The organism is Jeotgalibaca sp. A127 (assembly GCF_052266745.1).
GTDB lineage: Bacteria > Bacillota > Bacilli > Lactobacillales > Aerococcaceae > Jeotgalibaca.
The window spans coordinates 40212-66590 of the sequence record NZ_JBQPRC010000005.1; the positions used below are offsets into that span (position 1 = coordinate 40212).

A 26379-nucleotide genomic window follows, 5' to 3' on the forward strand; every position below is an offset into this window, starting at 1 on the left:
AGGTTGAATAATCACACTGATAAAAACTTTTTTTCGGAACTATATATGAACACGGTTCGACAATGTCGAACTTAAAAAGGGGTGAATTTGTAAGCGGTAACAAAAAAGATTGACGCATGTGAATATTAAGAGGCAGAAAAGGAGTGTAAATAATGAAGTTATTAAAAATATTAAATGAAAAAGGCGAAGAAATCTTGATGTCATTTTCTCTTTGGGGAATAGTATTGATAATGGGTCTGCAGATTACGCTACGCTATGTATTCGGGGAAGCACTTGCCTGGCCGGAAGAATTATCCCGCTATTTGTTCATTTGGTTCACCTTCTTAGGCATGAGTTACTCAATCAAAAATAAATCCCACATCCGGATCGACATGTTGGAGCTATCCGTACCGAAATTACAAAAACCGCTTGAAATGATCGGGGATGCGATTTTCTTCGTTTTTGCCATCATCATGCTCCAACCGGGCATGAAGGTCATCAGTATCTTGTTTAATACCAACCAAACCAGTCCGGGATTACAATTACCGATGTACCTTGTTTACGGCTCAGTTTTCGTCGGTTTTATCCTTGTTATCGTACGTCTCATCCAAAAATATGCACGGCTTATTATTGTCAGAAGCACTGCACAAAAGACAGTAGTTGTCGATGAACGCAATGAAAGCGAATTCACAACGAAAGAAGAACGCCTGAATGATACGGATGTCGTTACCCAAACAGGAGGTAGAGAAAGATGATTACAGGAATTTTTATTGTTTTCTTCATTGTATTGATATTGGGTGTCCCGATTGCGATTTCGCTGGGAATCGCCTCGCTCTCGGCATCAGTTTTCGATCCGAGCTTGCCGGCCGGTGCCGGGTATATTTTCCGGAATATGGTGACGGGCATCGATTCCTATTCATTACTTGCGATCCCTTTGTTTATCCTTTCGGGTAATATCATGGCCAAAGGTGGTATTTCCAAACGTATTTTTAACTTCTTCGCTTATTTTATCGGTGACAAAACCGGTGGCATGCCCATTGCTGCCATCATCACCTGTTTGTTTTACGGGGCCATTTCCGGTTCGGCACCGGCAACCGTTGCAGCGGTTGGGGCGATGACATTCCCATTGTTGACTGAATTGGGCTATGACAAAAGAGTATCTATTGCAACTATCGCCGTAGCTGGTGGATTAGGAGTCATCATCCCGCCTAGTGTGCCATTCATCATTTATGGAACCTCGGCTGGAGCTTCAGTAGGTGATCTGTTTACAGCTGGAATAATACCCGGTGTTTTGATTGGTGCATTCTTATGTATCTATACTTACTTCTATTATAAGAAACACGGTGAAGACAAAGAAAAATTGAAAAAAAACACTGACGAACTGAGAAAGAATGGTTTTGCGGGAATTTTAAAGGAAAGTTTCTGGGCCTTGATGACACCAGTCATCATCCTTGGGGGGATTTACGGCGGAATCGTGACTCCTACAGAAGCTGCGAACTTGTCGGTTGTCTATTCCCTCATCGTCAGCATCCTTATTTACAAAACGATGAAACTTGAAGACTTAGCAAGTATAACGAAAGATACGATTAAAACGGCTGCTCCCGTTCTGTTGGTAGTTTCGACAGCAACGGTATTCGGACGTGTCCTGACTATTATGCAGGCACCTCAAACTATTGCCACAGCGATAACTGGGGCCGTATCATCCAAGGTTGCCATTATCCTGATTATCATAGGCTTCCTCTTGATAGTTGGTATGTTCATGGAAACACTGGCCGCGATTTTAATCTTGACGCCGATTTTCTTGCCAATCGTTACTGCCATTGGGATGGATCCTGTCCACTTTGGTGTTATCACGATTGTGGTATTGGCAATCGGCTTCGTGACGCCACCGGTTGGCCTGAACCTCTATGTTGCCAGTTCCATCAGTGGGGTACCGGTCATGGAGGTTGCCAAGAAAGCAACCCCGTACATGATTGCCTTTGTGATTGCGGCATTGTTAATTGCCTTTATTCCAGAAATCAGCCTGTTGTTACTCAAGTAAAGAGATAAGAATGAGAGGGATACCATGAAAAAGAAAATCACACTGATGCTAACAGCATTCATTGCCACAACCTTGGCTGGATGCGGACTTGTCTCCGGAAAAACAAACGAGAACCAACCTGAGTATGTCATCAATTATGCGCACGGCGCAGCGGATGTGGCCTCATTGCATCAAGGTGCTGTAAAATTCAAGGAATTAGTTGAAGAAGGTTCTGACGGCCGGATCAAGGTCCAAATTTATCCCAACTCGCAATTGGGCGGGGACCGTGAATTGATGGAAGGCGTCCAATTTGGCGATATCACCGTCATGAACTCCAATGCGGCCGTGCAAGTGAACTTCGTTCCGGGAGCTGCTGTATTTGACCTGCATTTCCTCTTCCAGGATCTGGAACATGCCCGTGCAACCAACAGCGATCCCGAGTTCGTTGCCAAGCTTTCAAAGGAATATGAAGAAGCCGGCTTCAAATTTTTAGGAACGGCCGACCAAGGTTTTCGGATCATGACGGCCAATGAAGTCATTACTGAACCGGAACAAATGGCAGGAAAAACCATCCGCGTAATTGAAAACCAATTCCATATAGCCGCCTGGAGCGCAATTGGGGCCAGTCCGACACCGATGCCTTTTAACGAATTGTATACGGCTTTGCAACAAGGAACAGTTGATACGCAAGAAACGCCAATCGAGTTGATTTATTCTCAAAAGTTTTACGAACAACAAGATTACTTCATCATGACCAATCACCTGCTGCAGACCATCCCTTGGGCGATGAATCTGGAATTCTACAACGAATTGCCTGAAGATTTGCAGGAACTTGTGAGTGAATCGGCCACGGAAGCAATCAGCTATTCCAATGAGTATCTCGATGCGAATATCGAGGAGATGACCCAGGAAATTGTTGATTACGGCATCGAAATCATTGAACTGACACCGGAACAACAACAGTCATTTGCTGAAAAAGCGCAATCCGTATATGGCCAAATCGAAGCAGCAGTCGATCCTGGCATCTATGAAGCTTATATAAATGCAGCTGACAAAAATGCCAAGTGAAAAGGGGAAGAATAATGATGAAAAAAATTAAAGCAGGAATTATCGGCTCCGGAAACATCGGATCCGACTTGATGATGAAACTGTTCCAATCCGATATCCTGGAACCGACCGTGATGATCGGGATTGATGAGGAGTCAGCAGGGATGAAACGGGCTAAGGAATTGGGGTTGCGTTGTTTTGCCGACGGAATTGACGGGTTCAGAAAAGAACCGGAGTTGGCGGATGTCCTGTTTGACGCAACGTCTGCTGGGGCGCATCTTTACAATGCCAAGGTAGCCAGGGAATTGGGTAAAATGATGTATGACTTGACACCTGCTGCCATCGGACCCTATGTCGCTCCTACCGTCAATATTGATGAACATCTGGACAAGGATAATGTCAACCTCATCACGTGTGGCGGCCAGGCAACGACACCGATTGTCAGTGCCATCAACCGCGTTGCGCCGGTCGAATATGCGGAAATAGTCGCAACCATTTCCAGTAAAAGTGCCGGTCCCGGAACACGGGCCAACATCGATGAGTTCACGGAAACGACTTCCAAAGCATTGGAAGCTGTCGGGGGGGCCAAAAAGGGCAAAGCAGTTATTATTCTGAATCCGGCTGAACCGCCGATTTACATGCGCGATACCGTCTATGCTTTAGTCGAAGAGGATAAGATGGATGAAGAAGCGATTCAAAAATCCATCAATGAAATGGTTTCCGAAGTCCAAAAAGCCGTCCCTGGCTATCGTCTGCGTGGGGAACCTCTGTTTGACGGGAACAAAATCACCGTCTTTATTGAAGTTGAAGGCGCCGGTGATTTCTTCCCTAAATATTCGGGGAATCTTGATATCATGACCGCAGCAGCAGTGAAAGTCGCGGAAGAATTTGCGCTCAAAGCTGCCTTGCAAAAACAGGACGCATAGGAAGGGGAACTTATAATGGAAAATAAACAACTAGATGTTATTTTAACAGAGGTCGCACTCCGGGACGGTAGCCATGCCGTTGCCCACCAATTCACCGTTGAACAAGTGACTGCGGTGGCAAAAGCCTTGAACGAGGCCCGCGTTCCGTATATCGAAGTGAGTCATGGGGACGGGTTGGGGGGATCCACGTTACAATACGGCCTCTCTAAAGTCGATGAATATGAATTGATCAAGGCTGCGGTTGATGTCTGCGATTATTCGAAAATTTCGGTCTTGCTCCTGCCGGGAATTGGAACGATCCCTGATCTGGAAAAAGCCTTCCAACTGGGCGCGCGTATGGTGCGGGTAGCAACCCATGTAACGGAAGCTGATGTCTCCAAACAACATATTGAATATGCGAAAAAATTAGGAATGGAAGTTGTCGGCTTCCTCATGATGTCCCACATGGCACCAGTAGAAAAGGTGGTTGAGCAAGCAAAATTGATGGAAAGTTATGGGGCGGACGTTGTCTATTGTACCGACTCGGCGGGTGCGATGGTACCGCGCGAAGTCACGGAAAAAATAACCGCCTTGAAAGAGGCCCTCTCGGTCGAAGTTGGTTTCCATGCGCATAACAACTTGGGATTGGCGATGGGGAACACCTTGGCCGCAATCGAAGCGGGAGCGACCCGCATCGACGGCAGCATCCGCGCACTGGGTGCGGGGGCCGGAAATACCCAAACAGAAGTATTGGTGGCGGTCCTAGATAAAATGGGGATTGAAACCGGGGTAGATTTGTACAAAATCATGGATGCCGCGGAAGATATTGTTGCTCCAATTTTGGAAGTTCCACAAGAAATTACCAAAGACAGCTTGACCATGGGATATGCCGGGGTTTATTCCAGTTTCCGCCTGCATGCGCAAAGGGCCGGCAAACGCTTCGGCATCGACCCACGCGATATTTTAATCGAACTGGGAAAACGGCAAGTGGTCGGTGGTCAGGAAGATATGATCGCCGATGTGGCGTCAGAAATGGCCGAAGCACGGAAAAAAGAATTGATCTTGAATTAAGAACACGGTAGTAGCGTGCATCCTCGCAAAGATAGAGGGGCACGCTTTTTTTTGGGGATAACATTGGTCGCATCAGGTAGTGTTTGTTAATATATAAATTAACCGCTTACTATTGACTTCAAATATATTGAATCTTATAATGTAATTAATCATTTAGTAAATAATATGTAAAATGTTTTACTAAAGGCGGGAGGGATTTTCGTTTTGAATAAAGATTATTTAAATCATCAAATTCTGCACAGAAATACCTTAAATCCACATGCTTATTTCTTTGGTTATCAAAACAAGGAAAATGCACTTACTTATGAAAGAAAGTTAGCGAGAGGCTTCCAGCTTCTGAATGGTTTGTGGAAATTTATGTATACGCTTACTCCGGAAGAAGGGCCGGAGCAGTTCTTCAGCGAACAATTTGCAGACGAAGAGTGGGAAACAATGCCTGTACCGGCTCATTGGGAATTAAACGGTCATGGTCGTCCGCATTATACCAATGTCCAATATCCATTCCCGGTCGATCCGCCCCATATACCGTCGGATAACCCGACCGGATTATATCGGAAAAATTTCAACTTCAACAAAGCTGATGACAACGAAAGAGCCATTCTTCGCTTTGAAGGGGTAGACAGTGCTTTTCATGTTTGGGTAAATGGCGAAGAGGTTGGCTACAGTACCGGTAGTCGCGAACCTTCAGAATTTGATATCACCGATCATATTCGTGAAGGAGAAAATACTCTGGCTGTTAAAGTTTATAAATGGTCGGCAATGAGTTATTTAGAAGACCAGGATATGTGGTGGATGAGCGGGATTTTCCGTGATGTCTATCTCTATACGAAACCTGAAATTTCCATCCAGGATATTTTCATCAAAACAGAACTGGATAAAGAATATAAAGATGCAACTTTATCGTTGGAATTGAAAACGGATTCTATTACGGAGGGTTCGGGATACGCACTGAACGTAACCCTTTTGAATCATGATAGGGAAGAGATTATCGCAAATGACGTTCAAATGTCTGGAAATCTGACCAGTCTCCTATTAGATGTAGAAAACCCAGAAAAATGGACGGCAGAAACACCTTACCTGTACCATTTGATTTTGACACTTAAGAAAAACGACCACATCGTGGAAGTCATTCCGCAAAAAGTCGGTTTCCGAATGGTAGAGTTGAAAGATGGGTTAATTCAAATAAACGGGCAACCGATTATGTTCAGAGGTGTGAACCGTCACGAGGATAACCCAGATTATGGGCGGGCGATAAATTTTGACTGGATGGTAAAAGATGTCCAGTTAATGAAGCAATACAATATCAACGCAGTTCGTACAGCCCACTATCCTGCCGATCCAAGATTTTACGCTTTGTGTGATGAATATGGTTTGTATGTTATTGATGAGACGGATATTGAGACGCACGGTTTCGATATTATCGGCAAGTGGAATCAACTGAGTGATTCCCTGGAATGGCAACCGGCTTACCTAGACCGCATGGAACGCATGGTTGAACGCGATAAGAATCATCCTTCCGTCATCATCTGGTCGCTTGGAAATGAATCCGGTTTCGGTCAAAACCATGTAGCGATGTACGATTGGGCTAAAAAACGAGATGATACGCGTTTGATTCACTATGAAGGAGAAACACGCGATATTCTGACGCGCACGAACAACGATCCACAAGAGGAAAATGTTGCAGCGGATATGTTCTCAACCATGTATAGTTCGGTGGAACTGATGGACGAACTCGGACAGCGCACTGAATTCAAGCAACCACATATCCTTTGCGAATATGCCCATGCGATGGGAAATGGTCCAGGTGGATTCAAGGAATATATGGAAGTCTTCCGGAAACATCCACGCCTACAAGGTGGTTTTGTGTGGGAATGGATGGATCATGGCATTCGCAAACACACCGAAACGGGTGAATCGTATTTTGCCTATGGTGGGGATTTTGGAGAAACGCCTCATGATTCAACATTTGTCATCGACGGTCTAGTGATGCCGGACCGGACGCCTTCACCCGCGTTATATGAATATAAAAAAGTGATTGAACAGATTCGCGTGACGGATTTTTCATTGGAAGATAAATATATAACCATTCAAAATGATTATGATTTTATCAATCTCGACCATGTTTATGGGGTTTGGCAATTGGTTGATGGCGAGGAAATACTACGAGAAGGAACGCTTGATTTATCAGATATCCAGGCAGGACAAGAAAAGAAAGTTGAACTTGACTTACCCCAAAATAGTGTAGATCAAGCTTTTAATCCAATCCTGAACATTCAATTTTTACAAAAATTCAATACGAGATGGGCTAAGTCAGGTCACGAAATTGCTTGGCATCAAGAGCTTTTAAATACTGCTAAACAAGCTAAAAAAGATTTACTTGTTGTTTCTCAGCTACATGTTGACCAGAACAAAAACGTTCTAAAAGTTGAGGGAACCAATACAGAATGGATATTTAACCTCAATAAAGGAGAACTCGTTTCCTGGAAAGTAAATGAGTTGGAACTCCTTGAACAAGGGTTTAAGCTGAATATTTGGCGGGCACCAACTGATAACGACCTGAAAAGCAGTGTGGAATTCCAAACTAAGTCAGTGGCACAAGATTGGAAGAAGCACGGTTTGAATCATTTGCAAACCCGTATCAAGGCAGTCAACGTCGATAAGAGTGAAACCGACGTGACCGTGACGGTTGAAACGAAAGTCGCGCCACCCGTCCTTGATTGGGGATTCGAGGTTACAACCACCTATCACATCCAGGCAGATGGACGAATGGCAGTCAATGTGGAAGCGAAAAAAGTGGGCGAAGGACCCGAAACTTTACCGAAAATCGGACTGCAGGCGAGAATCAATCAAACCTTGCAAAATGTTTCGTGGTTCGGAAGAGGACCAGGTGAGGCATACTCAGACACCAAACTAGCCAATCGTTTCGGAATTTGGCATGCAGGCATACCGGAATTATCAACAAACTATGTAGTGCCTCAGGAAAACGGCAACCGGACAGATGTATCCTGGGTGGCATTGAACGCTGATAGTGGTTCTGGGTTGTTTGTCAAAGGTGATGATTTTAATTTCAGCGCCAGACCTTATACAACTGAGAACCTGGAAACAGCCACACACACGCATGCTTTAGAAAAGCAGGACTTTATCGAACTGAACGTGGATCAAAAACACCAAGGAATCGGGTCGGCAACTTGTGGTCCGGGTGTGTTGGAACAGTACGTGTTATTAAATCAAGATTTCTCATTTTCCTTTACGATGTTCGCATTTTCGAAAAACGAATGGCAACCACAAACACTGAATAAATATGTTTAAAAAATAAAGGAGGAACAGAAAATGAATAAAATGACAAAATGGTTGGGTTTGGCAACAGCAGGTTTATTATTGGCAGCGTGTGCGAGTGACGGAGGCGAAACAGCTGAGTCCACTGGAACAGAAGGATCAAGCACGACGGGAGGGGGTACAAATCAAGTCACCGTTTGGGCATGGGACCCAGCCTTCAACTTGAAAGCCCTGGAATTGGCGGAAGAAGTTTATACCGCTGACAACCCGGATTTTGAATTAAATGTGATTGAAAATGCACAGGATGATATCGTCCAAAAATTGAATACAAGTTTGAGTTCCGGAACAACTAAAGGAATGCCAAACATCGTCTTGATTGAGGACTACCGTATCCAAAGTTTCCTGGAAGCTTATCCGGAATCTTTCTACCCGGTAACGGACTTACTTAATGCGGATGATTTCGCAGACTATAAAGTCACAGCGGGAACAGTTGAGGATGAAGTTTACACAGTTCCGTTTGACTCCGGGGTAACAGGCCTTTATGTTCGTACTGATATTCTTGAAGAAGCGGGTTATTCAGTAGAAGATTTGACCGATATCACATGGGAAGAGTACGTTACGATCGGGAAAGATGTCACTGAAAAAACCGGCGTAAAATTTGTAACGAGTGACCACAATGATCTTGGCTTGATTCGGACAATGATCCAAACAGCCGGTAAATGGTACACAGCAGAAGATGGAACGACACCGGATATTGCGGACAATGAAGCACTAAAATCAGCTTTCAAAGTCTATAAAGGCATGGTTGATGGCGGCATGATGAACGTCCATAGTGACTGGAGTCAATTGGTATCAGCAGTCAACACGGGTGCTGTAGCAACAGCTCCAACTGGTAACTGGTTCACGCCTTCCATCAAACAAGCTGCTGACCAATCAGGTAAATGGGCAGTTGTGCCATATCCTCGCTTGGATATTGAAGGCTCTGTCAATGCATCCAACTTGGGTGGTTCATCATGGTATGTCTTGAACGTTGATGGCAAAGAAGCAGCAGCAGACTTTTTGATTGAAACATTCGGTTCCAGCGATGAGTTGTATCAAACGTTAGTTGAAGAAATCGGTGCGATCGGTGCATTCGGTCCGGCTGCTGAAGGCGACGCTTATAAAATGGAAGACGAATTCTTCGGTGGGCAAGCAGTATACCAAGACTTTTCAGCTTGGATAACAGAAATTCCACAAGTTAATTTTGGTCAAAACACCTACGCTATCGAAGATATCATGGTTGTGGCTATGCAAGAGTACTTGAATGGTGGGGATTTGGATGAAATTTTAGCCAACGCCCAAACACAAGCAGAAACACAAATCCAGTAGAATCAGCATCGATATCCTAGAAATTAATGACTTGATTCGTTTACCAACAATCAAAGTTATTGATTTCTAGGATTTGCTATAAGGGGGAGAAACAGGTGGAGAAAAGTATAGCAAATCGTAAAGTAAAAAAGAGCAAGTTAAAAACACAAAGAGACATTTTAGGTTGGGCATTTGTCATTCTATCGGTTGGCTTAATCGGCATGTTTTATTTTTATCCAATGGTGCAATCGTTGTTACTATCGTTCCAATCAGGTACTGGTGTTAATCTGGAGTACGTGGGCTTGAATAACTACAAGCGTTTATTCCAGGATCCCACGTTTATGACCGCTACTAAAAACACACTGATATTCCTGCTGTTCCAGGTGCCGATCATGGTAATACTGGCAATCTTCTTCTCAGTGCTGTTGAATCAAAAAACATTGAAATGGAAAGGGCTTTTTCGGACGCTTGTTTTCCTACCATCCGTCACATCCCTGGTTGCGTATTCCATTATTTTCAAATATTTGTTCAGTAATAACGGAATCGTCAATAAAATCTTGATGAGTATATCCTTGATTGATGACCCAATTTTGTGGTTATCCAACCCATTCTGGGCCAAAGTGTTGATCATCATCGCCATTACTTGGCGCTGGACCGGTTATAACATGATTTTCTTCTTGTCGGCCTTGCAAAATATCAGTCCGGAAATTTATGAAGCAGCCCGAATCGATGGGGCATCAAGCATCCAACAATTCTTCAAAATCACCGTACCGATGTTGAAACCGGTCATCTTGTTTACGACCGTGACCTCGACCATCGGGACCCTGCAATTGTTCGATGAGCCGATGAACATCACGGGTGGTGGACCGGGTAATGCAACCACGACCATTTCCCAGTATATTTACAACCTTTCGTTTAAATTTACGCCGGACTTCGGTTATGCAGCGGCTGTTTCTTATGCCATCGTAATTCTCGTCATTATTTTCTCAAGTATACAATTTTGGGTAGGAGGTAGAGACAATGACTAAAACAAAAAAAGTGGCAGTTTACGCATTTTTGATTGCGGTGAGCATCGTTTTTGCCTTTCCGTTTTATTTCTTGATTGTTAGCGCGACTAACCTTTCCATCGATGTCACCAACGGAAAGCTGTTGCCGGGTACAAATCTGATTGCTAACTTCCAGAAACTGTTGGAAACCGTAGATATCGTGACGGCCGCCAAAAACTCGACCATTGTATCCTTGTCCCAAACCTTTTTCTCGCTTCTTGTAGCTTCGCTTGCCGGTTACGGATTTGAAATCCACAAATCGAGAGGGAAAGAAATAGTCTTTCGTATTTTGTTGCTATCGATGATGATTCCTTTCGCGGCTATCATGATTCCGTTGTTCCGTATGTTCGGAACCATTTCATCCGTAGCGCCGGCAATCGGGATTGATACCTTATTTTCTGCATATCTGCCTTATTTAGCTACGGCCTTCTTGGTCTTCTTCTTCCGGCAAAACACTAAAATGTTCCCGAAAGAATTGCTGGAAGCGGGCCGGATTGACGGTTTATCAGAACTGGGCTGTTTTTTCTTCATTTTTATTCCAACAATGAAAACGACCTATGCAGCAGCCGCCATCATTACGTTCATGGGTAGCTGGAATAACTACTTGTGGCCCTTGATTGTCTTGCAATCGCCGGAAAATCAAACCATTCCCTTGTTGATTTCCAACCTGGGAGCAGGCTACTCTCCGGATTACGGCATGATCATGTTGGCGATTATGATTGCAACCATTCCGACCGCAGCGATTTTCTTCTTCCTGCAAAAACATTTTGTGGCAGGTATGCTTGGATCGGTTAAATAACAAGGAGGTATTATGGCTATTACTTTTAACGAAAGCGAACGTCGCTTTCATATTCAAAATGACTTTTTCAGCTACATCCTGACGGTAGAAGAAAATGAAATCCTGTCACATACGTATTTCGGGGCCCCGCTCAGGAAGCTCTCATCAATCCGGAACTATCCCCGGGTCGACCGCTCCTTTTCGCCGAATCTGCACAATGCCACCGATCGCCTGTTTTCACTGGATACCCTGCCGCAGGAATACGCCAGCTTCGGGAGCGGGGATTTCCGCGAACCGGCTTTCATCTTCCGCTTCAAGGATGGGACTTCCATCAGCGATTTCCGCTACCATACGCACCGGGTTTTCCCGGGTCGGGAAGGCTTGGCGGGATTGCCGCATGTGCAAGGGTCCGCGAATGATTGCGAAACCCTTGAAATCATCCTGAAAGATGAAGTGGGCGATCTGGAAATTGCCTTGACCTACACGTCCTTCAAACATCATGCCGCCCTGGTCCGATCGGCCAAGGTGGTGAACGTGGGTTCGGAAACGGTGAACATCGAAAAGATGATGAGTGTGAGCCTGGATTCCCCGGTCGCCGATTTCGACTTGATTCACCTAAACGGGTCTTGGGCGCGGGAAACGCAATTGACGCGTGAAGCACTTGCCCATGGCATCAAGGTGATTGACAGCAAAAGGGGAGCCAGCAGCCACCAACAAAACCCGTTCTTGGCCCTGGTCGACAAGAAAGCGGACGATGTATCCGGGGAAGTTTACGGCTTCAGCTTCGTCTACAGCGGCAATTTCGCCGCTCAACTGCAGGTCGATTCATACAGCCAGTTGCGCCTCAACCTGGGCTTGAACCCATTCCAGTTCAGCTGGAAGCTGGAGGCAGGACAGGCTTTCCAGACCCCGGAAGTCGTGATGGTATATTCGCAGGACGGCCTGAACGGCATGTCGCAAAACTATCATAACCTCTACCGCGAGCACCTGCTCAGGGGCGTGCACAAAAGCCAGGAACGTCCTGTCCTCATCAACAACTGGGAAGCGACCTATTTCGATTTTACCGAAAGCACGTTGCTGCCGATCGTGGATGAAGCCAGCAATCTGGGCATCGAACTGTTCGTGCTCGACGACGGCTGGTTCGGGAAACGCAATTCCGACCTGGAGGCGCTGGGGGATTGGTTTGTCAATACAGACAAGTTCCCCGACGGCATCCGTTTCTTTTCCCGGAAAATCAAGGCGAAGGGGATGAAGTTTGGTATCTGGGTTGAACCGGAGATGATCTCAGGTGAAAGCGACCTGTACCGGGCCTACCCGGATTGGTGTCTCCAGGTCAAGGGTCGTGGCAAATCGTTGGGGCGGAACCAATATGTGCTGGATTTCAGCCGCAAGGTGGTCCGTGACCATATCGAAGCGGCCTTGACCGCCATCTTCACCGATGCCGAAGTGGACTATGTGAAGTGGGACATGAACCGCAACATCACGGAAGGCTTTTCCAATGAATACCCGGCGGAACAGCAAGGAGAGATTTACCACCGCTATATCCTGGGGCTGTATGAGATGCTGGAGCATTTGACCACCACGTTCCCACACATCCTGTTCGAAGGCTGTTCCGGTGGTGGCGGCCGCTTCGACCCCGGCATGCTGTATTACATGCCACAGACCTGGACCAGCGATAACACCGATCCGGTCTCGCGTTTGAAAATCCAGTATGGGACGAGCCTGGTTTACCCGATCATCACGATGGGTGCCCACGTTTCAGCTTCACCCAACCACCAGTTGGGCCGCGTGACTTCCCTGGAAATGCGTGGCGCCGTAGCAAGTGCCGGTAACCTGGGGTACGAGCTGGATGTATTGAAGCTGTCGGAAGACGAAAGACAGGTGGTCGCCGAGCAGGTCGCCTTTTACAAGGAGCACCGCGCTCTGGTGCAGTTCGGCTCGTTCTACCGCCTGATCAGCCCGTTTGCCGGCAACGATTGCGCCTGGATGTTCGTGTCCAATGACCGGAGTGAAGCCCTCGTGTTCTACTACAAAGTCCTAAACCAGGCTTCGGAACCGCTGGGTTTCCTGAAGATGCAGGGCCTCGATCCAGAAAAGAACTACCGTTTCAGCGACACCGGCGCTCCGGTTGGCGGCGATGAGCTCATGTACAGTGGCATGTTCCTGCCGACCAATGTGGCAGGAGATTACCAGGCGTTCACCTGGTATTTGACCGCCGAGTAAAACGAGAGCGCTCCGTTGATTACGCAAAGGTCTTGCGAAAGCTGTCGACCTTTGCATTGCTACACTCAAATGGATGCAAAGGTCCGTTCAAAAGTCCCGACCTTTGCTTTGCCGCAGCCAAAGTAGCGCAAAGGTGCCAAAGAAAGTTGCCGACCTTTGCGTAATCAACCAGAAAACTCTCAGCCAAGAAGGACGCAATGATGTTACTACATCGTTAATGAAGCTTTTTGCACGAAAATGTTGGGCTTGGTAGTTTTTCACTCCTTCAACACTGCTAGATAGATAACAAAAAGAAGCATCCCCTGAAATGGGAATGCTTCTTTTTCATTGTTGATTTTATAAGGCACCGGACAACATTAAGCCCAATTGTGCCACCAATGACGTCAAAACATAGGCGCCGGAGAATACGAAAACAGCAACGATCGCGATTTTCCAGGAGGTCTTGCTGAGGTCAGCCAGACTGTCCGCCACCGAAATGCCGGCGAAAGTCAAAATCGGTGTTGTGATCGACAGGAAATCGACCGCGCTGATGGCTTGGACGAAGAAATCGGAAGCCAGACAGAAAACCAACGATACGATTGAGACCCAACCCAGTGTCGGGAATTCTTGCAAGAAGCCGATTTTAGTGCGTTTTGTGGCTTTGGATACCCAGATTCCCAACAGTGAGAAAGCCCAAAGGACTGCTAACCCCACGAATGTCGTGCCCGTGATCGGCGTTGCGTCCGGATATTTGACCAATTTGATTTGTTGCGTGAATAGGATCAAAGCGACACTCAATAATAGAATAAGAGCATGTTTCTTGAACTCACGCATTGAATAGTGTTGATTTTGCATACTATACTTCCTCCTTGGTGAACAAACGGTACATCACACGTTGCAACGGAACAGCCAGGAACACCATCGTGTAGGTGCCCATGAAGCTCGTCAACAACTGGCTGGCAGCCGCATAAGAAAGGATTACACTTTCCTGTTCGGGATAAAGAGCGACCAATGAAGAGGAGGCAGCAGTCATCATACTGGATGAACCCATGCCGGAGGCCATCGCCAGAGCGCGCACGTCCAAGCCCAATGACAATACCAGCGGGGCAAACAGGCTGAAGAAAATGGTCCCGAACAAGGTTCCGATCAGATACATGGACAAGACGCCACGACCTTCCGGAGAGTTCAAGGTATATTTTTCAGTGATGTAAGAAAGTTCGCCTTCACGGCCAATTCCCAACGTCGCACCGATTGCCTCGCGACGCAGACCCAATAACAAAGCGATTGGTAACCCAATCAGGATGGTCCCTAAGTTACCGATTTCCTGAATCAAGAAAACCCAGCCGACCTTGATGATTTCACCGATACGTGGTGCCACATCAGCACCGTAACGCGCCATCAAGGGCAACATGATGAACATCAAGTTTTCACCCGAGAAACGGATATTTTCCTTCGAATAGACTTTCGCCAAAACACCTTTGCGAATGGCCGGAACACCAAAAATCATGCCAATCAATACCGCGAAAACCAACGGCAAAACACTCACACGCAATGAGCCGATTGCGAATGATTGAAAACCGATCATTTCCGCGATGAAAATAATAATCAAAACCATTGCCAACAGCCAAACAAAGGTACCATTCTTTTGAGCAGTTTCTTGCTTCTCCATATTTTTTACTCCTCCACAATTGACGCCAATAATGCTTCATAATCGGCAAAGGACCGTTTGTAAGCAGGCGCTTCTTCTAATTTTCCATTCAGTTCTGCCAAAACTTGCATCAAGTAAGCAGGGAAAGTTTCCAACACAAAGTGTGGATCGTCCATTTTAAAATCATCGCCGTGGATTGAACCGGTGAAACCGCCATAACTGATTTGCAGGCAAGGGAACAGGAAGGACAAATCGCCGATGTCTCCCGCCGCCGCAATGCTGCCACGATCGGTGATCAACCCAGTGATGGCCGTTTGTTTGTCAAAGGCAGCCCGGGCCAAATCAGACAAATACCGGTCCTGGACGAAAGGTAAATAACCCATTTCCGTATCGATATGAACCTGACCATTCAAGGCCATAGCACTCCCTTTAGCAGCCATATCAAGTTTTTTGACCGTTTCTTTCATGTATGCGACTGTCTTGCAGCGCAAATCCGTTCCGATTTTAACGCGGTTCGGAATGACGTTGGTCGACATGTCGCTTTCCGCCACAATCGGGTTAAACCGCACCGATTGGTCGTCGCGCACATGTTGACGGGTCAAGCCCAGTGCCACGTTGAACAGGGTGCTCATGCTGTAGGCATTCGCCCCGGAAAAAGGATCGAAACCGGCATGGCTGGCTTTCCCTTCGAATGTGTAATGCTTGTACAAGAAGCCGGCCAAATCGCAGTACAACTCAATCGTCGGTTCGGTGAAATATTCGCCGATGGCATGCACACAAATGCCGAAATCGACATCATCAAACACCCCTAGGCGCATCGCTTCCGGCTTGCCCCCGTAATACTGGATAATGCCTTGTTCCTTCAACGACTTGCGGTAAGCCAGATCCAGATATTCCTCCGCAGGCACGAAGACGAACTGCAGGTTGTAGTCCAACTGCTCGAAGGCCCGGGTCTTGAATAAATGGGTGTAGAGCGCCAGGGCAATGCCAACCTGTGTATAATGACCGCAGTTGTGGGCTGCACCCGTTTCTTTATTTGCATGGAAGTGGGTTGGGGCATACACAGCATCCAGTTCGGCGATAAAAGCCACTGTTTTTGGTTTCCCGGAAGATAGCGTCACTTTCATTCCAGTTGTGCTGAAATAGTCAATGTCGATATTCGGGTTTAAGCGGGTTAAATACTTTTCGATCGCCTGTTTGGTATGGACCTCCTTATACCCCAGTTCAGGATGGTCCCAGATATCAGCGACCACACGTGCTATTTCTGGATAATATTCGGTAAAAGTCAATTTTTACTCATCTCCTTACTTAAACAACGTGGTAATTATACGAAATTACGAACAAAGGGTCAATGGGACAGGCGTAATTTTCCCAAGATTGGTCACTAAATCGATAAAAGGCGATCGGAGAAAACCTTTTTAATGATTCTTTACATTCCCCACACAAACTTTACATTAAACGCCTAAATAAATTTACATCCCTTTCCTATAATAGGCTGTAACAGAAAGAAAGGGTGAGTGCAATGATGCTTACAGCACACTCCGGCAGTGACGGTACCCCAGATAACAGCCGGCAATTTATCAAAGAAATGTTACTGGCAGGAATCGCCTGCGTTGAAGTCGATGTCCGCCGCTCGCAAACAGGGAAACTTTATTTGAGCCATGATAAAACATTTTGGTCCGAAGCCATGCTCAGCCTCGATAATGCTTTCCAAATCCTGAAAACCGATTCCGATGCACTGATGAACTGTGATCTCAAAGAACCAAATCTCGAACAATCAGTCCTTGCTTTAGCGACCCAACACAATATCCAAGACCGCATTATCCTGTCCGGCGCAGTCAATCTGGCTCATTTACCCGACCCAATGTACCTGAAGCAAGTCTATTATAACGCCGAGAGCATCATTCCCCACCTCTATCTGAACTGGGAAATGACCAAGTCACAAATCGACGAAATCATCCAAACTTGTCACACAAAAGGCATTGAAACGATTAATATCAATTACCGCCTCGCAACCAACGGCGTCATCAATCGTTTCCACCAAGAAGGCCTGAACCTTAGCGTCTGGACCGTCAACGACTTTGCCGAAATCAACCGTTTCCGGAGCGCCGATGTCAAAAACGTGACGACCAAGTATGCTATCAGCTACCTTTACCAAAACGTGGTCAGACAGGCGATGGGTGGCTAAATGACGTGCTTGACTTACAAATTCAAAACCTTCATTTGAAAATAAAAGCTGGGGAAATGGTTACGTTGCTGGGGCCCAGCGGCTGTGGAAAAACAACCCTCTTGCGGAAAATCGGCGGTTTTATCCCCGCCACGGAAGGTGAAGTAATGGTACAGGGCAAAGACATCACGCAACTACTACCAGAAGTGCGCCCAACCGCCATGGTTTTTCCAAGCGATAACTTGTGGCTGCACATGACTGTTTTCCAAAACCTTTCTTTTGGATTAACTTTGCGGAAACACAACCGCAAACAAATCCAAAGAGAAGTCGCCGCCATGCTCGCCATAGTGAATATGTCGTTGACCGATGAGTTACATCCTCACCAACTAACAACTGAGCAACAACAGCGCGTTGCAATCGCACGGGCTTTACTCCTGAAACCGAAAGTTTTGCTGCTCGATGAACCCTTTTCCAATTTGGATGAAGATACACGAGCCCATATGTACGAAGAACTCATACGTATCCAGTCCGAACTGAAGACGACTATCATACTCGCAACTAACGACCGTACTGAAGCACTCTCCTTATCGCAACGTATTGTGGTCATGGAAGAAGGGCGGGTAGTCCAAGTTGGAACGCCCCTCGAAATTTATGACCATCCTAAAAACAGCTATGTCGCTACTTTTAGTGGAGAAATGAATACATTTGAGGAAATTGCCTTCCGTCCCGAAGACGTCCGTATCTTTGACAGCAGTAAAGGCGATTATGTCGGGATTGTTGACTCAATAATGCTTTTTGGGCATTATGCAACAATCCGAATTCTTTCGGGGAAATATGTGATTAAAGCCTACGCGCCAAAAAATAGTGCCAGTGTATTTAATGAGAAACAGACGATAACATTTAACATCGAAAAATTCATCAATTATGAAAAAGGAGTCGGGCTATGAGCAAGTTATTAGTTATTATTGTTAGTTATCTTTTGGCCTTGTTCTTTCGTTTCTCATTTAAGTGGCTCTGTGATTTGACGCAAACACCTGGTTTCCTACCTACCCTCTTGATTTTATTCCTGAGTGGATACTTCTATTTATTTGGAACGACCTTGATTATTTTACATGCGCTGTCCCGTATTCCGGAAACCGCAATCGAAACGGCCCGCGATGTCGGTGCCAACAAATGGCAAATTTTCCGTGCCATTATCCTGCCCATGACCTATAAAGCCTGCTTGATTGGCATGGTGCTGTTATTAATTTGAAAGGAGAGTCACGCATTTGAAACTTGAAAAAATAATCATCATCACCCCCAAAGATAACCAAACCAATATCCGGGTGCCGTTTACTTTGGATCATGATTGCGAAATCCTGGAAATAATGTTTAAGTACGGACCTGCCTATGCCAGTGATGAAGATGCTTTGCCTTTTATCATGAAGATGCTCCCACGGTATACGGATAGTGAAGTCACATGGGAAATGGCTAAACAATATTTGCCCGTGGAAAATTTGGTCACGCTATCCTTGGCTTACGAAAATCACTATCTGGGCGCACGCCACACCAAGGACAGTGACCAAAAAATAGTGTTGTCTGAAAAAGAGTCCAGTCTGGGATTTCCGACCTTGCCCATTAAAAAAGGGGAGTGGGAACTGCAATTGAATGTCCATAATACTTGCTCGCCAGAACTAATTGCACACGTCATAGTTGAAGCGAAAGGAGGATTCCATGAAGCAATACGCAGTCGAACTGCATAGCCACACGAATCATAGCGATGCCCATTTTACCGTCGCCGAATTATGCCAAGAAGCCAGCAATTTCGGTTACGATGGTTTAATTTTAACCGACCACAATACTGCTTCCGGCTATCCGGAATTTAAAAAGTTGGCTGACGAAAAGGGACTCGTGACGATGCGCGGGATCGAATGGACGACCTATTTCGGCCATATGCTTGTTCACGGTGCCGATTACCTTGTTGATTGGCGCGACGCCCAGCCGACCACAATTGATTATCACATCCAGGAAGTCAAAAATGCCGGCGGATTGGTGGGTATCGCTCATCCTTATGCAATCGGGAGCCCCATGTGCACAGGATGCCATTGGTCCTTTGAAGTAGAAAATTGGAAAAATGTCGATTACATTGAAATTTGGAATGAAGTTTGCCCAGACGAGTCTCTTTCCAGTTGGGAAGCGTATGCGCGCTGGACCCATTTGCTTGACCAGGGTTACCGCATTTCCGCCAGTGCCGGTCGCGATTGGCACCGACTGGAAGGCCTGGACAAAAATCCCGCTGTCACCTATATCGAAACAGTGGGCCAGTTGACCCCAACCAGTTTCCGCCAAGCATTGGAAAAGGGAGCTTTCTATTTGACCCTTGGACCAAAACTCGATTGGCAAATCGGCAGCCATCATATGGGCGATACCATTCCGACCGGGATCTATGTAACGAATATTCAGGCGAAACCATTTGATCTGCCCGCATTTACGCCTTTTAATCCGCGCGCAAACCGGGTCAAAATCATCCACAATGGCGAAGTCTATCTGGATATCCCGATTACCGAAGAAAAAATAACCCTTTCCCTCCACCTCCAGCCGGGCTATGTCCGCCTCGAACTCTGGGGCGCGATTAAGGACAAAACAAACGAATTACTTCTCGTTTCCAACCCTATTTATATTGAAAAGTAAATCCGTTCGGAAATAAAAGTTGAGATACTGCCGAGTTTTGGGTGAACTCGGCAGTATTTTTGATAAATGCAAATTATAATTCCGACTTTTCCCGAAACTCGGAATTATAATTTAATTTTTCACTTTATTCTTCCGAGTATGCTCATAAATCGACCTTTTCGATACAAGGCCACCGCACCAACGATACAATGACTCCACCGGTTTTTTATGATGGGGGAACAACCGCTCGAACTCTTTCTTTGTCCGCTTCAGTCCGACCAACTTGGGCTCGGTCAACCCGCAATTGCAACAACCAAGCGTTTTCCGGGAATGTTCTCGCATCACTCCCCGGCACTCCCCACACATTATCCCCGGCCGTACCGAATCGTGATCGTATGACATCAACTTTCGGTACCGATTATCGTTCACATGCATCCCTACGAACCTTTCACCGAGCCGCAGCTGCCAATCCGACATTGCAGCTTCTGTCATCCGGATTTTTTGAAAATAGCTATCCAGCTGCTGCGGCAAGACAATCGGCATTTCCGCAGTCAACCCATATAAAGTCACATTGGGATTCGTGAATACCAACCGCGCCTCAACCGGCAAGGACACTCGCATTTTTCGCAATATTTCCGCAACCATCCGCTTTGCACGTTCCAATTGGTGCAGGGGATCGTGTGTCAAATCCATGAAGCCATCCGGTCCCACCGTATAGGTACCTTCCCAGTGCTTCGCGTCCAAAATATAAATCTTTTGAGAACCGATCAGTAACAAATCAATTTGGCATATGCGATCTTGGGAAATTACCAAGTCCTGGATTTGCACGACGGTACCTTCCAAGCAAGCCGCTTTATTATTGACTATATTTTCCCCGATTTCCCCCAACACAAAAAATCGGAATTGGCGCTCTTCCTTTTCACTAAACGTAACCCGTCCTCGCAAACACTTCATCAGTTCCAACTCAATTAAATCATCGCGACACTTCAATAACATCCCATCATCTCCTTATTCTATCTACCTATATATAAGCAAAAAGTCCCTAAAAGTTTTTTTTATGTTATGATAGAAGCATTATTTTTAAGGGAGAATCAGCACCATTGAAAATTCCGATATTGTTCGAGGACAATCATCTTCTTCTTGTCGAAAAGCCGGTCAACATCCCGGTTCAAGCCGACGCCAGCGGGGATCTTGATTTCCTTACAATGTTGAAACATGACATTAAACACCGGTACCAAAAACCCGGCAACGTATACCTCGGCCTCCTGCACCGCTTGGATCGGCCCGTTGGTGGGGCAATGGTTTTTGCCAAAACCTCCAAAGCCGCCGCGCGCATGTCCGACATGCTGCGCCGACGCACGATCGATCGCACTTATTTTGCCATTGTCCACGGCAAACCCAGCACCAACGCAGGCACTCTTACGCACTACCTTTACAAGGACCGAAAGAAGAATCAGGTCTTCAGCGTGAACGCCAACCATCCGGAAGCCAAAAAAGCCGTTCTCGATTACCAAACAGTGATGACAAAAAACAACTTCAGCCTGCTCAAAGTCAACCTGCATACCGGCCGACCACACCAAATCCGCGTCCAGCTCGCAAGCAATGGCACGCCACTTTTCGGCGACCAGAAATACGGTGCACATCTCAATAAACACGGTCAACAAATCGCACTTTGGGCGACGAAATTACATTTTAAACATCCTGTGAAAAAAGAGCCGCTAACCATCTACTCAAGCCCACCAAACCAACACCCGTGGAATTTATTTCCAACTGTTATGGACGAAAGTTGAAAATGGGAGTAGAATCAAGTAATTAACAGGAGGGTAAATGAATGACAAAAAGTAAAAAATACGTATTAATAACAATTATAGCCTGTGCTCTTGCGGCTTCATCCGTCGGTTTGAACATCAACTTGAATGGTCTGTACATCCAGCCCGTCTCACAAGCAATCGGCGTTTCAACAGGAGCATTTTCATTACACTCCACGTTCATCAGTATTGGGATTGCGGTTGGCTCCATATCTGTTCCTGCATTCTTAAAGAAATTTGATTATCGTCTCATTGTCCTCGTTGCCAGTGTAGTCGCGGCAGTGATGACTTTTTTAATGTCACTTTCGAGTCAAGTGTGGATGTTTAGCGTCCTGGGCTTTATTCGTGGCTTCTCATCAGCATTCTTTGGCTTTGTTGGGTTACAATTTCTTATTAATAACTGGTTTATTGCGAAACATGGTTTAGTTACGAGTCTTGTTTTCAGTTTCGGTGGGGTGGCAGGTGCTATTCTTTCACCAATCGTTTCCAGTTTGATGGAGTCACAAGGTTGGCAAGCGGGTTACATCATTCAGTCTGTATTGTACCTGGTGTTTGCTTTACCAGCGCTTTTCATTCCATTCAAAGCAACACCGCAACAAGAAGGACTGGAACCCTATCAAGATGGTGAACAAGTCAAAACAGCTCAAGCAGGAGATTTCAAATCTGAAGTCAAACCATTCACCTACAAAACAAAAACCTTTGTCCTTGTCATTTTGGTGAGCATTTTTGCGACGGCGTTAACGGGCATGGTCCAACATTTACCAGGCGTTGCAACCGACTTTGGTTTTTCAACTGCCGTTGGTGCGATGATGATTTCTGCAGCTATGATTGCAAATATTATTTTCAAACTGCTGGTCGGAGTCTTGAATGATAAAAAAGGAGCCATTTTTGCCAATTTGGTAATGGTCCTGGCAGTTACTTCTGGATTCGGGTTGTTGCTTTTAGGGGCAAGCCAAATTTTCATGCTGAGTGGTAGTTTCATGTTCGGGTCCATCTACGGCTTAACAGCAGTGGGTATGGCACTTTTCATCAAGCATCTTTATCCGATTGAACATTTTGGAAAAGTTTTCCCAATCGTGAATTTTACCCAAAATATTGGTGCAGCTTTCGCCATTTCCATTTATGGATTCAGTTATGACTTAAGTGGAGGCTATACTCTGGCTGTCGTGGCATCCATGGCAGTAGCCGTCCTGATCGGAGCTTTAATCTTATTAGCAGACAAAAGTGTGAAGTGAAAACTTCGCACTTTTTTTCATGTCCCGTTATAATAGAAACAAATAACAAAGGAGGGGCTTCTATGGAAAACTTGACTGCCTTTGACGTACGCGCAGCAAATGGTGCCCATGCCATCCGTATGGCAGGGAATCTCTTGATTGAAGCGGGGTACGTTACCGAACGTTACGTCGGCAAAATGATCCAGACCTACGAGAGCAATACACGCTATTTCGTCATTGCACCTGGAGTCGCAATCCCACACCAACGCCCGGAATTAGGTGCTTTAAAGACCGGTGCGGCTATCATCACCCTGAAAAAACCAATCAATTTTGGCAACCCGGCGAATGATCCCGTCGATACCGTCATCGCCTTTTCAGCTGCAGATGACGAAGCCCATCTCAATGTCGTCCGCCAAATTGCCCAATTTCTGCAAGAAAATGTGAATTCGAAAAATCAGGAACAATTAGAATTGTTATTGAAAAAAATACTTGAGAATGCTATCTAGTTTCAAACTGGATAGTGTTTTTTTATTCTAATTGATAGCATTACTTTTGTTTGCTAATATAGACAACGTAAGCGTTTACGAATTGGAGGTAAAAGAATGAATTGGTGGAAAAACAGTGTGATTTATCAAATCTATCCTCGGAGTTTTCAAGACTCAAATGGCGACGGCATTGGGGATATTCCCGGCATTATTTCACATCTGGATTACCTTGAAAAACTAGGTGTTGATGTCATTTGGTTGGGGCCGGTGTACCGATCCCCTGGCGATGACAACGGCTATGATATCAGCGATTACCAAGCAATCAATCCTGAGTTCGGGACCATGGAAGATTTGGATAATCTTATTAATGAAGCAAAAAAACGCAATATCGGCATCATCATGGACCTGGTCGTAAATCATACTTCCGACGAACATGAATGGTTCCTGGAAGCAAAAAAAGGCAAGGACAATCCTTACCGCGATTACTATATTTGGCGTGATCCCGTTGAAGGCGGTGTGCCAAATGACATGAAATCAACATTCAGTGGTCCAGCATGGGAATTCGACGAAGCAAGCGGCCAGTATTACTTGCACTTATATAGTAAAAAACAACCTGATTTGAACTGGGAAAATGAAGAGATGCGCAACAAAATTTACGAAATGATGACATTCTGGCTGGAAAAAGGTATTGCTGGCTTTAGAATGGATGTCATTGATCACATCGGTAAAGTTCCCGATGAAAAAATCATTACCAATGGGCCGAAACTGCATGATTATATCCAGGAAATGAATCACAGATCCTTTGGGAATTACGATGTGATGACCGTAGGCGAAACGTGGAGTGCGACACCGGCCGATGCACCGCTGTACTCAGACCCGCTGCGCAAAGAACTTTCCATGGTATTCCAATTTGAACATATCGGTCTGGATGAGCAACCCGGCAAGTCAAAATGGGACCTCAAACCGCTGAATATCATTGATTTGAAAAAGACACTGACAAAGTGGCAAACCGAAATTGGTGAAAACAGCTGGAACAGTCTTTTCTGGAATAATCATGACACCCCGCGTATTGTTTCACGATGGGGTAACGACAACGAATACCGCGTTGAAAGTGCGAAGCTTTTCGCGATTCTGTTGCATTTGATGAAAGGAACGCCTTATATCTATCAAGGTGAAGAGATTGGGATGACCAACCTCGAACTTTCCGATATTTCCCAAGCACGGGATATCGAAACGATTAATATGTACCATGACCGCCTAGGTTCCGGGTATGACGAAGCGGCTATTTTTGAATCCCTCAATGCGAAAAGTCGTGACAATGCGCGCACCCCGATGCAGTGGAAGGATACTAAAAACGCAGGATTCACAACTAACGAACCGTGGATTCCAGCCAATCCGAACCACGAAACCGTCAACGTGGCCAATGCTCTAGAAGATCCAAATTCCGTTTTCTATACCTATCAAAAACTGATTCAACTGCGGAAACAAAACCTGCTCATCGTCCATGGCAACTACACCTTACTGCTTCCGGACCACGAAACTATTTTTGCATATGAGAGGGAGTATGAAGGGGAGAAATGGGTAGTGGTCGCAAATTTGAGCGATTTTGAAGCAAGATTGGATTTAAAAACTACGCCAACTGAGACAATTATCAGCAACTACAATAAGACGTATGATCATTTAGCAGGTATTAAATTGGAACCTTATGAAGCATTTGCGGTGAAGGTGCTAAGCTAATAAAAATAGCCGGGGCTGGGAGTTATTTCCCAGCCCCGGCTATTTAACCGAATATTTGCTTCGTAAACGTGCTCAAAAAGGCAGCCCCGGCGTCACTTTGTCATGGTTGTTGCTGCTTCAGCAGCTTACAACCATGATACACTTGGGCGGTCAGCCCACAGTGCCCCCATAATAATGCTCAGATGGTCTGCGACCACCTTCCGCTTATTCGCTCCAGTGATCCGGGGCTAAACGCCTTTTTTCCCACTCTCGGCTATTTCAATTAAAAGAACATTTTCAATACATCATCCAAAATACCATCATCACTATCTTTGGCCTTCTTGGCATCATTTCCGCCTGCTAAGCCGCCGAGTAATTCACCCAATAAGCCTTTCTTGCGGGTATCTTCTTGTAAGGACTTCGTCACTTTTTTAGCAGTTGCTTGCGTTTCTTTCTGTACACCCGCTTTATCAAGATGCTTTTCATTTTTCATGTCTGCTAGATATTTCAATACGACCGGTGCCAACAACACCAATACACGTTTGACCGCAGCAGGTGACATCCCAACGGAATTTGCAATCCGGTCAATTATCGAACCTTTGTCGTTGAACACATGGCCCAGAATCTTGTCGCCGTCTTCCGGATCCACTTGTTCCGCCACTTGATTGACTGATTGATACTGTTTGACATCCTGGTGTTTCGTCAAAGCCTCGTTTAGCGATTCCAAGCCTTTTTCATCTGCCGCGTTACGTTGCAGGGCTTGTAAAATGGCCGGCAAACCTACAGCCGCAACTTTGCCAAAGTCAGTCGCACTGACATCCGCACGTTTCGCCAACGTTTGCTTTTCAGCGGCCTGATCGTTATCCACAAATAAATCCAGTAAACTTCCTACATTATCAAATAATCCCATTTTAAATACCCCGTTTCTTTAATAGATATTTTCATTTTATAAAAGAAACCGAATACATACAAATAAAAGCCCTTCTCTAGAGTGTCTATCTAATTTTGATTAAACAGTTCA

Annotated in this window: 24 protein-coding genes; 19 read left to right on the forward strand and 5 right to left on the reverse strand. The window is 45.7% G+C overall.

Features of this window, described 5'->3' with window-relative positions:
- The first annotated feature begins 152 nt into the window (after nt 1-152).
- The 10 genes from ACTVAI_RS06905 to ACTVAI_RS06950 all read left to right on the forward strand — a co-directional run bounded on the left by ACTVAI_RS06905 (nt 153) and on the right by ACTVAI_RS06950 (nt 13692).
- On the forward strand, nt 153-734 hold the full coding sequence (locus ACTVAI_RS06905; protein WP_443473176.1) for a TRAP transporter small permease: 582 nt from the start codon (nt 153-155) through the stop codon (nt 732-734).
- Complete coding sequence (locus ACTVAI_RS06910; RefSeq protein ID WP_443473177.1) at nt 731-2020, forward strand: TRAP transporter large permease; 1290 nt, start codon at nt 731-733, stop codon at nt 2018-2020. Before ACTVAI_RS06905 ends, ACTVAI_RS06910 begins: the two co-directional genes overlap by 4 nt.
- A gap of 24 nt (nt 2021-2044) precedes the next feature.
- Nucleotides 2045-3067, forward strand: a complete 1023-nt coding sequence (locus ACTVAI_RS06915) for a TRAP transporter substrate-binding protein (protein ID WP_443473178.1) — start codon at nt 2045-2047, stop codon at nt 3065-3067.
- Between the two features lie 17 nt (nt 3068-3084).
- Complete coding sequence (locus tag ACTVAI_RS06920; RefSeq protein ID WP_443473179.1) at nt 3085-3972, forward strand: acetaldehyde dehydrogenase (acetylating); 888 nt, start codon at nt 3085-3087, stop codon at nt 3970-3972.
- Between the two features lie 15 nt (nt 3973-3987).
- On the forward strand, nt 3988-5022 hold the full coding sequence (gene dmpG / locus ACTVAI_RS06925) for a 4-hydroxy-2-oxovalerate aldolase (protein ID WP_443473180.1): 1035 nt from the start codon (nt 3988-3990) through the stop codon (nt 5020-5022).
- 204 nt (nt 5023-5226) lie between these two features.
- The gene (locus ACTVAI_RS06930) at nt 5227-8331 is read left to right on the forward strand and encodes a glycoside hydrolase family 2 TIM barrel-domain containing protein (RefSeq protein ID WP_443486243.1); all 3105 of its coding nucleotides are present in this window, start codon (nt 5227-5229) and stop codon (nt 8329-8331) included.
- Nucleotides 8332-8352: 21 nt separating this feature from the next.
- Nucleotides 8353-9666, forward strand: coding sequence for an ABC transporter substrate-binding protein (locus ACTVAI_RS06935; protein ID WP_443473182.1), 1314 nt, complete (start codon nt 8353-8355; stop codon nt 9664-9666).
- 200 nt (nt 9667-9866) lie between these two features.
- Nucleotides 9867-10673, forward strand: a complete 807-nt coding sequence (locus tag ACTVAI_RS06940) for a carbohydrate ABC transporter permease (RefSeq protein ID WP_443473387.1) — start codon at nt 9867-9869, stop codon at nt 10671-10673.
- Nucleotides 10666-11490, forward strand: a complete 825-nt coding sequence (locus ACTVAI_RS06945; RefSeq protein WP_443473183.1) for a carbohydrate ABC transporter permease — start codon at nt 10666-10668, stop codon at nt 11488-11490. The genes ACTVAI_RS06940 and ACTVAI_RS06945 overlap by 8 nt, the downstream gene beginning before the upstream one ends.
- 12 nt (nt 11491-11502) lie before the next feature.
- The gene (locus tag ACTVAI_RS06950) at nt 11503-13692 is read left to right on the forward strand and encodes an alpha-galactosidase (protein ID WP_443486244.1); all 2190 of its coding nucleotides are present in this window, start codon (nt 11503-11505) and stop codon (nt 13690-13692) included.
- A 336-nt stretch (nt 13693-14028) separates the two neighbouring features.
- Here ACTVAI_RS06950 and ACTVAI_RS06955 read toward each other — a convergent pair whose 3' ends face one another.
- The 3 genes from ACTVAI_RS06955 to ACTVAI_RS06965 are packed head-to-tail and all read right to left on the reverse strand — an operon-like array spanning nt 14029 to nt 16608.
- Complete coding sequence (locus ACTVAI_RS06955; RefSeq protein ID WP_443486245.1) at nt 14029-14526, reverse strand: hypothetical protein; 498 nt, start codon at nt 14524-14526, stop codon at nt 14029-14031.
- A 1-nt stretch (nt 14527) separates the two neighbouring features.
- Nucleotides 14528-15340 carry a DUF3100 domain-containing protein gene (locus tag ACTVAI_RS06960; protein ID WP_443473186.1) on the reverse strand — a complete coding sequence of 271 codons (813 nt, stop codon included), beginning with the start codon at nt 15338-15340 and terminating at the stop codon, nt 14528-14530.
- A gap of 5 nt (nt 15341-15345) precedes the next feature.
- The gene (locus ACTVAI_RS06965; protein ID WP_443473187.1) at nt 15346-16608 is read right to left on the reverse strand and encodes a M20/M25/M40 family metallo-hydrolase; all 1263 of its coding nucleotides are present in this window, start codon (nt 16606-16608) and stop codon (nt 15346-15348) included.
- 233 nt (nt 16609-16841) lie between these two features.
- On the opposite strand from ACTVAI_RS06965, the gene ACTVAI_RS06970 reads away from it, so the two are divergent.
- The 5 genes from ACTVAI_RS06970 to ACTVAI_RS06990 are packed head-to-tail and all read left to right on the forward strand — an operon-like array spanning nt 16842 to nt 20156.
- A complete protein-coding gene (locus tag ACTVAI_RS06970) occupies nt 16842-17507 on the forward strand; it encodes a glycerophosphodiester phosphodiesterase (RefSeq protein ID WP_443486246.1) in 666 nt (221 codons plus the stop codon).
- A gap of 5 nt (nt 17508-17512) precedes the next feature.
- Complete coding sequence (locus ACTVAI_RS06975) at nt 17513-18433, forward strand: ABC transporter ATP-binding protein (protein ID WP_443486247.1); 921 nt, start codon at nt 17513-17515, stop codon at nt 18431-18433.
- Nucleotides 18430-18738: an ABC transporter permease subunit gene (locus ACTVAI_RS06980; protein ID WP_443486248.1), complete on the forward strand. Its 309-nt coding sequence runs from the start codon at nt 18430-18432 to the stop codon at nt 18736-18738. Before ACTVAI_RS06975 ends, ACTVAI_RS06980 begins: the two co-directional genes overlap by 4 nt.
- 16 nt (nt 18739-18754) lie before the next feature.
- On the forward strand, nt 18755-19228 hold the full coding sequence (locus tag ACTVAI_RS06985) for a hypothetical protein (RefSeq protein ID WP_443486249.1): 474 nt from the start codon (nt 18755-18757) through the stop codon (nt 19226-19228).
- Nucleotides 19179-20156 (forward strand): CehA/McbA family metallohydrolase, encoded by a 978-nt coding sequence (locus ACTVAI_RS06990; RefSeq protein ID WP_443486250.1) that lies wholly within the window; start codon nt 19179-19181, stop codon nt 20154-20156. Before ACTVAI_RS06985 ends, ACTVAI_RS06990 begins: the two co-directional genes overlap by 50 nt.
- Nucleotides 20157-20267: 111 nt before the next feature.
- On the opposite strand, the gene ACTVAI_RS06995 is transcribed toward ACTVAI_RS06990, so the two are convergent.
- Nucleotides 20268-21131, reverse strand: a complete 864-nt coding sequence (locus ACTVAI_RS06995) for a nuclease-related domain-containing protein (RefSeq protein WP_443486251.1) — start codon at nt 21129-21131, stop codon at nt 20268-20270.
- 104 nt (nt 21132-21235) lie between these two features.
- On the opposite strand from ACTVAI_RS06995, the gene ACTVAI_RS07000 reads away from it, so the two are divergent.
- The 4 genes from ACTVAI_RS07000 to ACTVAI_RS07015 all read left to right on the forward strand — a co-directional run bounded on the left by ACTVAI_RS07000 (nt 21236) and on the right by ACTVAI_RS07015 (nt 25379).
- Nucleotides 21236-21925, forward strand: a complete 690-nt coding sequence (locus ACTVAI_RS07000) for an RluA family pseudouridine synthase (protein WP_443473194.1) — start codon at nt 21236-21238, stop codon at nt 21923-21925.
- A gap of 41 nt (nt 21926-21966) precedes the next feature.
- Nucleotides 21967-23178: an MFS transporter gene (locus tag ACTVAI_RS07005; protein ID WP_443486252.1), complete on the forward strand. Its 1212-nt coding sequence runs from the start codon at nt 21967-21969 to the stop codon at nt 23176-23178.
- Between the two features lie 62 nt (nt 23179-23240).
- The gene (locus tag ACTVAI_RS07010) at nt 23241-23663 is read left to right on the forward strand and encodes a PTS sugar transporter subunit IIA (protein WP_443486253.1); all 423 of its coding nucleotides are present in this window, start codon (nt 23241-23243) and stop codon (nt 23661-23663) included.
- A gap of 96 nt (nt 23664-23759) precedes the next feature.
- Nucleotides 23760-25379, forward strand: a complete 1620-nt coding sequence (locus tag ACTVAI_RS07015) for a glycoside hydrolase family 13 protein (RefSeq protein ID WP_443486254.1) — start codon at nt 23760-23762, stop codon at nt 25377-25379.
- A gap of 262 nt (nt 25380-25641) precedes the next feature.
- Here the strand turns inward: ACTVAI_RS07015 and ACTVAI_RS07020 are convergent, their stop codons facing one another.
- Complete coding sequence (locus ACTVAI_RS07020; protein ID WP_443486255.1) at nt 25642-26268, reverse strand: DUF937 domain-containing protein; 627 nt, start codon at nt 26266-26268, stop codon at nt 25642-25644.
- Nucleotides 26269-26379 lie beyond the last annotated feature (111 nt).